Below are 13,075 nucleotides of genomic sequence, written 5' to 3'. Positions count from 1 at the left end.
CGCTCAGCCAGAACCAAGGGCCGCTTGCGTCTCTTTGCCCCAGCCCAGAAACAGCTCGTTCTCTGTAACGATGAGCGGGCGTTTCATCAGGCTGGGATGCGCTTTCAACAGCTCCAGAGGCGGCGCCTGACGTGCCACCTCATCCAGCCCCCGCCACGTGGTGGAGCGCGTATTGATCAGAGCATCGCCAAATGTGGCAAGCGCTTTCGCCAGAAGCTCATCCGGCACGCCGTCTGCCCGCACGTCCACCAGTGAGGCCTGCGGCAGAGCTTTCAAAGCCTTTCTGCAGGTGTCGCAGGTCTTCAATCCATACAGTCGCATGATTTCCTCACAATTGCTAAAATTCGGGGGCGAAATCAGCAGGTTTCTTCCCGTTTTTCTTGATTTTTACAGAGGAAGGCCAATCTTTTAAAGAGACGTTGGTGCGGTTTGCCGCGATCAACGTCACGCAATACCCGCACCGGGCGTTCCGGTGCGGTCTGGAAAGGCAAAAGGAGGCACGGAAGGCATGCCAACTGGCACCGTGAAGTGGTTCAACACCACAAAAGGCTACGGCTTTATCGCTCCGGAAGGGGGCGGATCTGATGTTTTTGTGCACATCTCGGCGGTTGAAAGGTCGGGTTTGACCGGTCTGGCCGATGACCAGAAGGTCAGCTTCGAGCTGGCAGAAGGACGCGATGGTCGCCAAATGGCCAGCGACCTGAAACTGCTCTAGCATCGCAATGTCGCATATGAGGTAGAGCGGGCGATCCGATGGTCGGCCGTTTTCGAACTTCGGATGACGTGTGTGTCCATTGGATCAAAAATGGTCTCTCGACGCATCAGGGCCTGAGCGCTACGCTCCCCCAAACCACCCAAAAGTCAAAGACCGATGGCGGCTTGCGGCAAGGCGTCCTCTCATCTTGGCAGGTCCGCATCGCTTTGCGCAGTTGGCTTGAAGCGATGCGCCTGTGGGCCGCGAACCACAGCAGACATCAGCCTGCACTGCTCCAAGGTGCAGGGTGGTTGCCGCGCGGTTGATCCCTGAGAAGCGGGAGAGCCCGTATAGTTCACAGCTTGATGAGCACTCCGGCAACACGTCATCGCAGATGCGCCGGAGCAGCCCTTGTGTTATACTCGCACTGTTTCGGACCAAGTCTTTTAGATATGCGAGTTCTTATGACCCATTTTGCTTTTGGCTATGCCTTTGCGTTTTTCACCGCGCTCCTCGTCATCCTCGGCGACTTCGCGATCAAGACCGCGGCCGACGCGGGCCACGCGATCACATCTGCCTATGTCGCCATCGGCGTCATGCTCTATGCGGTCTCGGCGCTCTTCTGGTTCTACGCCATGCAGCACGTGACGCTTGCGCAGGCAGGCGTCGCCTATTCCATGCTCACGCTCGTCGCTCTCGCGCTCATTGGTGCCGTGTGGTTTGGGGAAAGCCTGCAGGCTCGGGAATATGCAGGCCTGGGCTGTGCGCTGCTGTCGATGCTCCTGATGAGCCGATTGGCCTAAAAATCAAACAGTTCGTCCAGAAAGCCGCCGCGCTTTTTCTTGCGATACCCGCCCCGGTCGTCATATCCGCGCTGTTGCGGCGGCGGGGGTGGGGCTGCGGCAGCGCTGCGGTCGATGATCTTGTCAAGCTCGCCCCGATCCAACCAGACCCCACGGCAGCTTGGGCAGTAGTCGATTTCGACCCCGCTGCGATCCGTGATCACCAGCGTTGTTCCATCCACGGGGCATTTCATCGGGCGGTCTCCTCTTGTTCCGATCGGTTGAGAGGTATGTAGGAGCGCAGGCCGCGAATTTCAGGTGCCGGGTCTGAAAATCGACCGGGGGTGGTCAAGTCCTGTGGCCAGCCTAGTCTCTCCTGCATGAAACTGAGCCTCCCTGCGCTGATCTGCGCAGCCACCACATCGCATGCCTGGGAATTCACACCCGGCCTGCCCTGCCAACTCACCCATGAGACGGCGGAGGTCGTGGTGGAGTTGACCCATGATCCCAAGCAACCGCTCTATTCCATCACGCTTACACGCCCGACCCCCTGGGCGTGGGCACCGGTGTTTTCGATGGAGTTTCAGGGCGGGGCCCCGCTCGGCATCGCGACAGACCGGCATGAGCTGAGCGGTGACGGCACCGCCCTCACGGTAACGGATCGCGGGTTTGGCAACGTGCTGCGCGGACTGGCCTTGAACGACACCGCTGTCGCCAGCTTGGGTGATCAGCATGTGGAGATCCCGCTGGAAGGCGCCGCCGATCCGGTGGAGCAGTTCCGCAGGTGCGAGGCGCGTGCAGGAGCCTGACACCCCCAGGGTCCAGGTTTACCAATTCTTAAGCACCATTAACCATGATCCGGGCCGGGAGACTGGTATGATGATGCGTCACCTCGCGCTGGCCCTGACACTTCTACTGGCAAGCGCGCATATCGCGGGCGCGGGCCCATGGCTGCGCGAAAAGGGAACCGGGTTTGTCGCCACATCCGGCAGCATCACCGCCGAAAACGACGTCTCCGGCACGCTATATGCCGAGTACGGGCTCCGTGACCGGCTCACCTTGGGCGCGGATATCTTCTATGGGATCGACCGGACGTTGCAACAATCGGGATCAGGCATCCTGTTCTTGCGCTTTCCGCTCAGCCAACCCGATGCCACCCATAAATGGGCCTGGCACGCGGGGCTTGGGGCCCGGTCACGCAATATGGTGATCACACCGGCGGTTGAAGCCGGGTTGTCCTGGGGCCGTGGCATCCAGATCGGCGACCGCTTTGGCTGGGCGGTGATCGACAGCAGCGTCAATATCCCCGGCTCGGATCTGGAAACGCGGATCAAGCTCGACGGAACCATCGGGCTTGGCTTCACTGATCACGTCAAGGGCATGGCGCAGCTGTTCACCACGCATCAGGGTGGTGACGTCTTTGTGAAAGTCGCCCCTTCACTGCTTGTCATCCCCGGCAAAGGCCAAACCACCCTGCAGCTGAGCGCAGAGATACCCGTCGCCGGGGGCGGGGAGACACAGTTCAAGCTCGGCATCTGGCGGACGTTCTAGGCGATTTCTGCCTTCGGCTCAGATCGAAAAGAGGTTGGTATCCGGCTCGATCGTGCCCCAATCCGGGCCAAGAGCCATAGTGCAGTTCTCAAAATGATTGCCGGTCACCAGATAGGCGGCGTGCCCTGCCAGCGTCAGCCCGGTCTGCGAGTGGCCGGTCGTATTGGTCACATGGCACCCAGTCATCAGCAGACTTCCACCCGTTATATGGCCAAATTCATGCGGCCCCTCTGATCGGCAATCGGCAATCCGAACGCCCGGAGCGTTCGCGTTGAGTGCCAGATGAGGCAGCGCCGTCCGACGCTCACTGAGAAAACTGCAATTGCTTAGCTGCAGCGCGTTGCAACCCTCACCGCAGGAGGTCAAACCCCTGTCTCGCGGGTCTCGGATCGTACAGTTCCGCAGACGAAAGTACCCCCCCGTGGCAGGCAGCATCACGCCACTGGCCACCGTCTCACCGCAAATCTCCAGAGAGGAGAGGGTGAAATGCCACAGCTCCGGGAGATCGCTGAAATCCAGAAGATAGCGAAACCGGGTGAAAGTCAGGTCGCGCGCGCCGCTGCCGCCACCCAGAGGCCTGTTCAGTGTGACCACGCGATCAGGCGCATGCTTTGCTCTGACGTAGGTTTCGGGAGCCACACCCGGGCCGCTGACCCGCGCGCCCACACGGACCCGTTCCGCCGACCCTGCAGGGTTCAAGACAAGGGGTGCGCCACTGTCCCAATCCACCTGCAAGCTGGCTTCGTCATGCCGCCAGCCCGCTCCCGGCACCGCCTGAATCCGCCCGTTGCAAAGTGTTCTGGCCGCGCGCGTTACATCGCGCCCCTGAGGTGCGCGGAGCCGGAGGGGTTCAGACAAGCGCACTGTCATGCCCTTCATGTCCAGCGTCGTGGGCGCATCTGGCAGCATCAGCGCCTGCAGCGCTTTCGTGAGGGCCAGAACCGGCTCCCCGAAGGCGTCGCAATACCCCGGCAAGTGAAACTGCCGGGTCAGGACAAGGCTGGCGTCCTCCGGCATGACGACACAGCCGACAAACCGGAACGGGGCGGTCAGGCGCAGATCACGCCCCAAAAGATATCGCCCTTCGGGCACCAGCACGGACCGCCCCTGCGCAGCCTGATCCGCCGCCTCAAAGGCATCGCTGTCGTCACTTTTGCCGTCACCGGAAGCGCCGAAATCGCGCACATCGACCTGAGCGATCTGCTGCGAAACATAGGTCGCGCTGACATCTTCGATGCGCAGCCCATCAAGGCGGACGCGCGCTGCGTCAGAGCCGGTCAGATCAACGCCGAAATGCCCAAAGAGCGCATCGGGCCCCCAGACCATATCCACGCCCAGCCGTGTCCCCGGCCCGACGATGGCAGATATTTCGGTAATCTGACCATCTGCGCCAAGCTGCATCTTTGGTCCGAGCGTCTGCGCATCCGCCACGGGTTGACCCCCCGGACCACCCGCAAATCCGGCGATGCGCGCAGAGGGGGCAGGCCCCCGCATCAGCTTGAGGCGCGCCGACACGCGCAGATAGCAGCCCGGCAAAAGCGGCGTCTCCCCCATGTACCGCAACCGCTGCAGATCAGCGGTATCGAACTCCAGACAGACCCCGAAATCCGGATCATCCGTGATGAGCTTTGCGCTGGCCCCGACGCTCTGCCAATCGGGTGGCCCACTGCCGTCTGCAAATGCGCCCGGTGCATCGGCAAAAGAAGGCGGCATCAGCTGCGCCCCATCGGTAATCGCCTTGTTCATGATCTGACCTCATTCGCGCGGATCGCGGGAGGGGCAGATCTAACGATCAAGCGTTAAGAAGGGCTCAGACGACCGTGACGGTGCCAGCCATCAGGCGTTAAGCTCTGAGCTGTCGAGGATCTGCACGCCGTTAATGCGCCAGCCTGCCCCGGTCTCCAGCATCCGGTACTCCAAAACATGCACGCGGCCCTGCTGGTCGGTGATCATGACCCGCTGCGCATAGGTGCCGCCTTGCTGCTCAAGCTCAAGATACCGCACCTGGCCGGGGCGCCAGACCATCGGATAGCCTTGGGTGACCATACGTTCGAAATTCTCGGCCGTGCCGAAGAGACGTTGGATGTTCGGGCTGGCAAATTGGAACGCGCCCACAAAATCATCGGCCTGAAAGGCATCCAGCTGGCTGGTGATCGTCGCCTGAATATCGGCCTCCTGCGCGGGCAGGTGTGTGGCCACCCCCAGCGCGAATGTCAGCCCAAAAATCATATTGCGCATGGCGCGCCTCCCTCTTCTCTCATTCAGAAGGGTAAGGCGCGCCGGGCAGAGGGCAAGGCGTCAGCCGTTGCCGACCAATTCTCCGCCGAGCGCCTTGTCGATCAGTGCAACGGTCTCCTGCACACCATAAAGCGCGATGAACCCGCCAAAGCGTGGCCCCTGGCTCGCACCCAGCAGCACCTCGTAGAGCGCTGTGAACCAGGCCCGCAACGGCTCGAACCGCTCACGCCCGCAGGCATAGACGATGGATTGCAGCGCCTCGTCCTCAACCGGCCCGTTGTAAGCTTTGAGCTGATCACGCAGATCCGTCAGCGCCTCGCGCTCCAGATCGGAAGGCAGGCGGTACACCTTCTTGGGCTTCACGAAGTCATTATAGTACCGCACCGCAAAGCCCGCCGCCGCATCCATATCGGGGTGCGTTTCTGCCGAGGTCTCCGGCGCATAACGCTGGATGAATCCCCAAAGCTGCGCCTTTTCTTCCGCCGCCGACACGCTCGCCAGATTGAGCAGCATCGAGAAGGGCACCAAAAGGTTTGAGGTCGGCACATCACCCGAATGGATGTGCCACACCGGATTGTTCAACCGTTGAACTATATCTTGCGTCTGATAGGCGCGCAGCTGCTGGTGGTACTCATCCACCGCCTTCGGGATCACGTCGAAATGCATCCGCTTGGCCGTTTTGGGCTTTTGGTACATGAAATACGACAGGCTCTCGGTGCTGGCATAGCTCAGCCATTCGTCGATTGAGATGCCATTGCCGGAGGACTTCGAGATCTTCTTACCATTCTCATCAAGAAACAGCTCATAGCTGAAATGCTCAGGCTTGCGGCCCCCCAGAATCTCGCAAATCCGGTCGTAGATGGCGGTGTTGGTGGCGTGCTCCTTGCCGTACATCTCGAAATCGACGCCCAGCGCCGCCCACCGCGCGCCAAAATCCGGCTTCCATTGCAGCTTCACGTTCCCGCCCGTCACGGGCAGCGTCCACTCGCGCCCGTCCTCGTCATCAAACGTGACGGTGTGCTCCGTTGCATCCACATGCTTCATCGGCACATAGAGCACGCGCCCCGTCTCGGGGTGAATCGGCAAAAAAATCGAATAGGTCTGCTGCCGCTCCTCGCGCAAGCTTTTCAGCATGACCTTCATCACATCGTCATAGCGCTCGACCGCGCGGCGCAGGACCTCATCGAACTGCCCCGAGCGATAGAACGCGCGTGCGGAATAGAATTCATAGTCGAACCCGAAGGTGTCCAGAAACCGACGCAGCATCGCGTTGTTGTGATGCCCAAAGCTCTCATGCGTGCCGAACGGGTCCGGCACGTCGGTGAGCGGCTTGTGCATATGCGCGGCCAGCATATCCTGCTGGGGCACATTGCTGGGCACCTTGCGCATGCCATCCAGATCATCCGAAAAACAGATGAGCTTTGTCGGAATGTCCGACAGCTGCTCAAACGCGCGGCGCACCATCGTCGTGCGCAGCACCTCGCCAAAGGTGCCGATATGCGGCAGCCCGCTGGGGCCATAGCCGGTTGAAAACAGAACATAACCCTTCTCGGGCGGTGCTTTCTCATAGCGTTTGAGAATGCGGCGCGCCTCTTCAAAGGGCCAGGCTTTGCTTGTCATTGCCGCGTCGCGTATCTCGGACATATCTCACCAGATGCTTGATCCCCGCGCCCCATGCGCCGGGTCCGCCCGTCCCTATTGCGTTGCAGCATTGGCGTCAATAATCTGGCCCGCGAACACCTGTCATGAAAGAGCAGCACCCCTTGCAAGACGACGCCCCCCATTCCTTTTCCCCTCAGGATTGCCTTGTGGCCTTGATGATGGCGGTTTCCGCCTCCGATGAGGACATCCGCACCGCCGAACTGGTCAAAATCCAATCCGCCGTGCAAATGCTTCCGATTTTTGCGGGTTACGACGAAGACCGCCTGAAAATCGTGAGCCAGACGGTCTTTGACCTCTTTGAGCAGGAAGACGGGCTTGATGCGCTCTTTGGCCTCATCCGTGAAGGCCTGCCGGAGCGGTTGTTCGAGACGGGCTATGCCCTGGCCTGCGACGTCGCTGCCGCTGATGGCACGTTGGAAGAGGCCGAGCTGCGCCTGCTGGAAGAGATCCGCTATGAGCTCAACATCGACCGGCTGCACGCCGCGGCCATCGAGCGCGGCGCGCGCGCGCGACACCTGAGCTGAGCGTCCGCAGGCTTGTTGGGCGCCGAAGGTGGCGCCCGAGGCCTGCTGTGATCAGATACATCGCTTGAGCAGTCGATCGGGATCAGTTTTTGATCTGGTTGAGACCTGCTGGCAAGAGGTGACCGCTGGCTTTGGGCAGCGGGCCTGCGCGATTTCTGTTGCAGGATAGAAATCGCTTGTGCACTCTATACGTGTGCTCAAACGAAAAATACCCCGATGATGCGCAGCGTGCAGCTACAAAGCCCATCCCCCAAGGCGACCGCCCCACGCCAAGGCGTCGCACATGAGGGGTCCGCGCCTTTGCATCGGCTCAGCGACGCAGCGCACACCAGCCCAACCGTGATGCAACTGCGCGCATGGCAGCAGATGGCGACAGCCCGGATGCAACCTGTCCTGCAACGCGCTCCTACGGACCGACCTGCCCTGCACAAACATCTGCTTGGCGCAAGTGAGCATCTGGGCATGACAGAGGAAGAGCGCAACGAGATCCTCGACACAGCGGTTGAGGTTGGCGATCTGCAGCAGGGGATCGACTGGCTGGACGAATGGATTGCGGCCATGACCGAGCTCGGCATGGTGGGTCGAGGCGAGATGCCGCTTGAAGAGCTCGGCACCAGGACCAAAGCGCCACCCGCCCCGGTCGACAAGGATCATGAGGTCAAACTCAAGCTTGGTCAGGATCTGCAGGTTGCGGGAATCGCGGAACAAAACCTGACGGATGACGAACGCGACACGCTGATCAAACTGCTGCGGACCATTGAGGGCGCAAAGGATCAGCTGGCCAAAGGCTCGATCTCGAAAAGGCAGAAAGAGGTTCAGACAAAGGCGCGCAACCGGGCTCAAAACAGCTATGAGACGACCATCAGGGCCGTGAAAACCCGGCTGGAGCAGGAGGCAGAAGACCAGCGCAAGCAACAGCGGGCAACCCAGCTTCGACAGCGCTTCGATCAGGACAAGGACGTGCTGACTGACTGGGTTGCGCGCAACACCAGCGGCGGCGTGGCGCAGGTGCTGCAAGCGGTACTGGCCGCGCATACATTGGGCAGCGGCAATGACGCCACTGTGGACAAGAAGTACCCCGCCGCCGACATCATGCAAGCGCACACGATCTGGTGGCGGCTTTACACCGGCACAAAGGCGCGGATGGTGGTGTTTGGTTCGTTTCAGAACCCCGGCAACCTAGAGAGCGCGATCAAGTGGAAAGACCGGGGGTCGCAATGGGAGTGCACCCGCAACTTCATCGCGGAAATCAACGGCCATACCAGCAACGTTCACGTCTCACCAAATGGCGGCAGCCCCAAGTCGAAAGGGCGGTATCACACCGCCCCTGCACCGATTGGCTAGAGCGTCTGACGAAATACCTGAAACGCCGCATATCACGTAACGCGTTGAAATCTATGATTTCAGGCAGCGTTATGTGAGTCAGGTTTTTCGCATGACGCTTTAGCCTCGCGATTGAACCGGGTGTCCTGCGCACCTGTTGCCATTGGCTCTCCGGATGGACATGCCGTCGGGCTCTCGTCGGCTGGCAGCGCAACGCCTAAACCTGGATGGCTGGCGTACCCTGAAGTCGGGTGTCAGTTTTTAAGCGCGGCGGTGTCTTGCGCATCAAAGACCGTGCCCCAACGCGCGAGCAGGTTGCTTTGCAAACGCCGGGCACGCGTGGCCCAGGTCCGCGCGCCCGGAGGGCGTTCACGGTTCTCGCGGGTGATCGTTGCGCGGATGTCTTCATCGGCGGAGAAAATCGCAAAGGCCATCTCGCGCCCCCCGGGCGCAGTCACATAGCCCGCGAGCCCCGAGACGAAATTGAGTGTACCCGTCTTGGCATCCGCCTTGACCGGATGGTCGTTGGTTGGGCGGCCTTGCGCATCCCGCATTTTCACGGGCTTCAGGATCGGGCGCAGAGTGTCATTTTTCTGCGCGGCCACAAGCGCCTGAACCATATCCTGCGCGCTCACGCGGCTCTGCCCGCCGAGGCCCGAATGATCCACGAAGGCCGGGTTCTGCATGCCCAGCGTCTCAATCGCCCAGAGGTTCATCTGCCGGGCGGAGGCCGCGAGTGTGTGCGGGCGCCCGGCCCGCCGCAGGCTCGCCGCCTGCCCCACCATCTCTGCTGTCAGATTGTTCGAGTATTTCAACATGCCCTGCAGAATATCCCGCAGCGGTGCGCTGCTGACCGAGGCGAGCCGCGTGCTTTGCGGTAAGGCCTCCACCATCTGCGGGGTCTTCAGCACAATGCCGTTGGCCCGCGCCAGTGTTGCAAATACATCCCCTGCATAAAGCCCGGGGCGGCGCACAGGCAACCAGCGCGCGCCTTCCTGACCCAAAGCACCGCGCGCGACTGTCCATTTATCATGCGTGCCCGCATCCTCATACGTATAGACTGGCAGAGAGCGCTGCACGACCGTCATGCGGGCCATGTCGACCTCGGGCCGATAGCCTGCCGTGCGTGCATCCATTGTCACGTTGTATGTGTCGGAGGCCCCGCGTTTCCATTCAAAATGAACCCGGTTGTAGTTCAGTGCCAACCCCGAAATCGCCGGACTATAGCCCAGATGGTCCGGCTGCCCCGGGTCAATCGTATGCAGGGGGCGCAGCGCGTTTTCAAACACCAGAAAACGCCCACGCACCTCACGCAAACCCGCGGCTTTCAGCTGTGCGGCAAGGTCCGCCAGCGCGCGAGTGTCGAGCGTCGGATCACACCCGCCCACAAGGATCAGATCCCCGGTCAGGATACCATCCTTGATCTCGCCTGCGGCGACCACCTCGGTCACAAAACGATGCGAAGGCCCCAGAACATCCAGCGCGTAAAGCGCTGTGATGGCCTTGGTCACACTTGCCGGGGCAAGGCCCACACGTGTGCGCCGTCCTTCCAACATCTCGCCGGTGTCTGCGTCTGCCACCGCAAAGACCACCTGCCCGCTGACGCCGGAGCGCTCCAGCAAACGGTCCACTGCGCTCGCTTGCACCCTCTGCGCATTGCGCAGACGTGGCCGCATCGACACGGCGGGTACTTCGGCCACCGCAGGCAGGGCGAGGCTCGCAACCGCGGCACCAAGGAAGCCGCGGCGCGACAAGAGAGATGAAGATGGTTTGACCATGGTGCGACTAAACCCCAGCCCGCAGATTGAAACAACCGGCAGGTTAGAATTCAGAGTTTAAAATTCTGTGATCCATCGCAGTCAGCTTTGCCAGCCACCCGCAGCCCGGATCGCGCTGGAGGACTGCGCGACCATTGGCACGTTGACGAAACACCAGGCGGGGGCCTCGGACCGGCCAAGAAGCGCAGACGCCGGGCCAGCAATCCGTGCGCTGGCAAAGACCCGCGCAGCCGGGCTTGTGCGGGCGGAAATCCGATCACCCGGGCGCGCCAAGACCCCCAGGGGAACGGACTTCATGATCTGCCGCCAGTCCTGCCAGCGATGAAACTGCGCGAGATTGTCCGCGCCCATCAGCCAAACGAACCGCACGGCGGGATAACGCTGCTGCAACCGCGCCAGTGTCTGGGCAGTATACCGCGTGCCGAGGCGCGCTTCGATATCGGTGACTTCGACACGGCTGTGTTGCATCAGCGCACAGGCACGGCGCATGCGATCGGCCAGCGGTGCGGGTCCGCGTGTCTTGATCGGGTTGCCGGGGCTGACCAGCCACCAGATCCGCGCCAGTCCAAAGCGCTTTAGCGCCTCATGAGTGATATGCACGTGGCCTGCATGAGCTGGATCGAAAGATCCGCCCAGCAAGCCGATCACCTCACCGGCGCGCGCCATGGGAAACCCCTGTTGCATCAGTGCTTTGCCCTGCTCGACATCATCGCTTCCTTGAACGGCGCGGGCCTGCGCTTGTCAATGGTCAGGGAGCGGGGTAACCGCATCTCCCTGCGCAATCCGGCCCGGAACGATGACGCGCGCGCACCAACCACCATGGCCGCGCACGGCGGAATACCCACCAGGGCCAAGCATCTCTTCCATACGGCTGCAGGGAGCGCAGAGGCCCGTGATCTCCAAAACAGCGGCACCAATGGCCAGCTGCCGCCCTTTGAGGGCGGCAAGGTTCAGCCCCCCGACGAGGAGGTTGCGCCGTAAATCCCTCGCTGAGACCGGGCCGCGCCCCAGCATCGCGCCGATCACAGCCAGGTGTTCGGCCTGCACCAGCGTGACAGCGCGCTTGTCCGATGACCCGCGATCTCCTTCGATCCCACGCAGGCCCACCTGAGCCACCGGCACCATCGTCACAGCGGCGCGTCTGGCCGGACGCAGAGCAATCGCCTGCAAGCGCCCGGGCTGCGCATAGCGCGCGATCAGGGCCTTCAACCCGCTCTCAGCGTTCTTCACGATCAAACCCTCTGAGATCCGGCAGGCGCTCCAACGGGTAATTCGGGTGCAATTGCCAGAACCCGTCTTCTGCCAGATCCAGTGGGCGCAACGTGCCGCCCGGAAACGCCCGCGTGCGCAATGCCAACACGATATCGGACAGCACCGCAGGATTGTCCCGGAAATAGGAATGGCCGCGCCCGCGCACCTGCTCCACCCGGATGAAATGCACCAATTCGGATTTTTTCAGTCGCTCGATATCCTCGCGGAATACCTGATCAGGCGTGACCGAGCCCAGGCGCGGCGCGTTCGCCAGAATGGAGGAGAGCCGCAGCGCACCATCACTCGGATTGACGTAGACGTTGATCTGCTCAAACGCCTCCGACACACGCTCGGCCTGCAGGCGTTGCTCGACCACGCCAATATCGAGATCGGCGGCGGCCAGAATCAGCGTGCCGGTCTTCATCGCCGTTTTCGGATGCACACCGCGACCCCGGTGATAGATGATGCTCTCCCGCAGGGCGGTAGACATCACGTCTGTTCCTCGCGAGTGGGCGACGATGTCGATGTCCTCAAGTTCGGGGATCTCGGCAAGCAGGCGCAGAAATTCCTTGGCATGATAGACGCTGAAATCACCGGCCTCACGGTCGCGAAAGTAGCTCAAGACGCCGCTGTTGCCAGCGGGCCAGGTGAAGGCAATGGGAATGCTGTCGCGCCCCTCGAAGTGCCACAGGTTTGCCAGCGTCGCCACGGCGCGATCAAAGTCATTGCGCACACCATGAGTGAAGATCAGCACCCGGCGGTTGCCCGTGCGGCTGATCTCCGAACGGATCACCTCCTGAAAGGCGCGCCCGCCAGCGGCATAGCTGCGCAAGGCCTCCGGTTCAAATGACAGGGCGCCATCGGTGCGGCGCGTTGGCAGCGGCACGGGGGCGAAACGTACCAGTTCAGCGGCCTGCTGCACGTCCAGCCGCGACATGCGTCGTCCGCTGTCCACCGATGTGCGGGTCACCAGATCGTCCCAGTCCTCTGCCCCGAACCTGACCTGAACGACCCCAAGCGCCATGGAGTTCGACCGCCCCGTGCCATAGACCAGCGTCCCTGAGCCGACCGCCTCTGGTGCGCGATCCGTCACATAAAACATCCGCGGCGTCACGTTTCGCAGGACAGGTGGCACACGCTCCACCGGGTAGTTCCGGCCTTCGAGATAGAGGTTTGGCGGCGGCGCCAGCGCCACGTCGCGCACCGCACATCCGGCAAGCAGCAGCATCAGAACCGCCGCTCCGGTGATGATCCGCCACATATCTCACCCAC

Annotated in this window: 15 protein-coding genes; 6 read left to right on the top strand and 9 right to left on the bottom strand. The window is 61.7% G+C overall.

What is annotated here, in order from left to right; translation table 11 throughout:
- Window positions 1-3: 3 nt before the first annotated feature.
- Window positions 4-321: an ArsC/Spx/MgsR family protein gene (locus So717_RS15930; protein WP_159979086.1), complete on the bottom strand. Its 318-nt coding sequence runs from the start codon at window positions 319-321 to the stop codon at window positions 4-6.
- 187 nt (window positions 322-508) lie between these two features.
- Here So717_RS15930 and So717_RS15925 point away from each other — a divergent pair, with 187 nt between their 5' ends.
- Both So717_RS15925 and So717_RS15920 read left to right on the top strand, forming a co-directional pair.
- A complete protein-coding gene (locus So717_RS15925; protein ID WP_159979083.1) occupies window positions 509-715 on the top strand; it encodes a cold-shock protein in 207 nt (68 codons plus the stop codon).
- A gap of 443 nt (window positions 716-1,158) precedes the next feature.
- Window positions 1,159-1,497: an EamA family transporter gene (locus So717_RS15920; RefSeq protein WP_159979081.1), complete on the top strand. Its 339-nt coding sequence runs from the start codon at window positions 1,159-1,161 to the stop codon at window positions 1,495-1,497.
- On the opposite strand, the gene So717_RS15915 is transcribed toward So717_RS15920, so the two are convergent.
- The gene (locus So717_RS15915) at window positions 1,494-1,730 is read right to left on the bottom strand and encodes a TFIIB-type zinc ribbon-containing protein (protein WP_159979079.1); all 237 of its coding nucleotides are present in this window, start codon (window positions 1,728-1,730) and stop codon (window positions 1,494-1,496) included. The two genes, So717_RS15920 and So717_RS15915, sit on opposite strands and share 4 nt — an antisense overlap.
- A 126-nt stretch (window positions 1,731-1,856) precedes the next feature.
- Here So717_RS15915 and So717_RS15910 point away from each other — a divergent pair, with 126 nt between their 5' ends.
- Both So717_RS15910 and So717_RS15905 read left to right on the top strand, forming a co-directional pair.
- The gene (locus So717_RS15910) at window positions 1,857-2,285 is read left to right on the top strand and encodes a hypothetical protein (RefSeq protein WP_159979077.1); all 429 of its coding nucleotides are present in this window, start codon (window positions 1,857-1,859) and stop codon (window positions 2,283-2,285) included.
- Window positions 2,286-2,352: 67 nt separating this feature from the next.
- Complete coding sequence (locus So717_RS15905; RefSeq protein WP_238841000.1) at window positions 2,353-3,027, top strand: hypothetical protein; 675 nt, start codon at window positions 2,353-2,355, stop codon at window positions 3,025-3,027.
- 18 nt (window positions 3,028-3,045) lie between these two features.
- On the opposite strand, the gene So717_RS15900 is transcribed toward So717_RS15905, so the two are convergent.
- From So717_RS15900 to So717_RS15890, 3 genes are all read right to left on the bottom strand, one after another.
- Window positions 3,046-4,773 carry a glycosyl hydrolase family 28-related protein gene (locus So717_RS15900; RefSeq protein ID WP_159979075.1) on the bottom strand — a complete coding sequence of 576 codons (1,728 nt, stop codon included), beginning with the start codon at window positions 4,771-4,773 and terminating at the stop codon, window positions 3,046-3,048.
- A 90-nt stretch (window positions 4,774-4,863) separates the two neighbouring features.
- Window positions 4,864-5,265 (bottom strand): DUF4864 domain-containing protein, encoded by a 402-nt coding sequence (locus So717_RS15895; protein WP_159979073.1) that lies wholly within the window; start codon window positions 5,263-5,265, stop codon window positions 4,864-4,866.
- Window positions 5,266-5,325: 60 nt separating this feature from the next.
- Complete coding sequence (locus tag So717_RS15890) at window positions 5,326-6,909, bottom strand: lysine--tRNA ligase (RefSeq protein WP_159979071.1); 1,584 nt, start codon at window positions 6,907-6,909, stop codon at window positions 5,326-5,328.
- Between the two features lie 101 nt (window positions 6,910-7,010).
- On the opposite strand from So717_RS15890, the gene So717_RS15885 reads away from it, so the two are divergent.
- Both So717_RS15885 and So717_RS15880 read left to right on the top strand, forming a co-directional pair.
- Window positions 7,011-7,451: a tellurite resistance TerB family protein gene (locus So717_RS15885; protein WP_159979069.1), complete on the top strand. Its 441-nt coding sequence runs from the start codon at window positions 7,011-7,013 to the stop codon at window positions 7,449-7,451.
- Window positions 7,452-7,667: 216 nt separating this feature from the next.
- Complete coding sequence (locus So717_RS15880) at window positions 7,668-8,795, top strand: hypothetical protein (RefSeq protein WP_159979067.1); 1,128 nt, start codon at window positions 7,668-7,670, stop codon at window positions 8,793-8,795.
- A gap of 233 nt (window positions 8,796-9,028) precedes the next feature.
- Here the strand turns inward: So717_RS15880 and dacB are convergent, their stop codons facing one another.
- The 4 genes from dacB to So717_RS15860 all read right to left on the bottom strand — a co-directional run bounded on the left by dacB (window position 9,029) and on the right by So717_RS15860 (window position 13,064).
- Window positions 9,029-10,552, bottom strand: a complete 1,524-nt coding sequence (gene dacB / locus So717_RS15875) for a D-alanyl-D-alanine carboxypeptidase/D-alanyl-D-alanine endopeptidase (RefSeq protein WP_159979065.1) — start codon at window positions 10,550-10,552, stop codon at window positions 9,029-9,031.
- 81 nt (window positions 10,553-10,633) lie between these two features.
- Complete coding sequence (locus So717_RS15870) at window positions 10,634-11,236, bottom strand: nicotinate-nucleotide adenylyltransferase (protein WP_159979063.1); 603 nt, start codon at window positions 11,234-11,236, stop codon at window positions 10,634-10,636.
- Window positions 11,237-11,293: 57 nt separating this feature from the next.
- Window positions 11,294-11,782, bottom strand: coding sequence for an MOSC domain-containing protein (locus tag So717_RS15865; RefSeq protein ID WP_238840998.1), 489 nt, complete (start codon window positions 11,780-11,782; stop codon window positions 11,294-11,296).
- Window positions 11,769-13,064 (bottom strand): alpha/beta hydrolase, encoded by a 1,296-nt coding sequence (locus tag So717_RS15860; RefSeq protein ID WP_238840996.1) that lies wholly within the window; start codon window positions 13,062-13,064, stop codon window positions 11,769-11,771. The genes So717_RS15865 and So717_RS15860 overlap by 14 nt, the downstream gene beginning before the upstream one ends.
- Window positions 13,065-13,075: the final 11 nt, after the last annotated feature.

The sequence above is a fragment of the Roseobacter cerasinus genome (assembly GCF_009811755.1).
Taxonomy (GTDB): Bacteria; Pseudomonadota; Alphaproteobacteria; order Rhodobacterales; family Rhodobacteraceae; genus Roseobacter; species Roseobacter cerasinus.
Note: the sequence above shows the minus strand (reverse complement) of the source record. Positions and strands in the feature narration are given on the sequence as shown.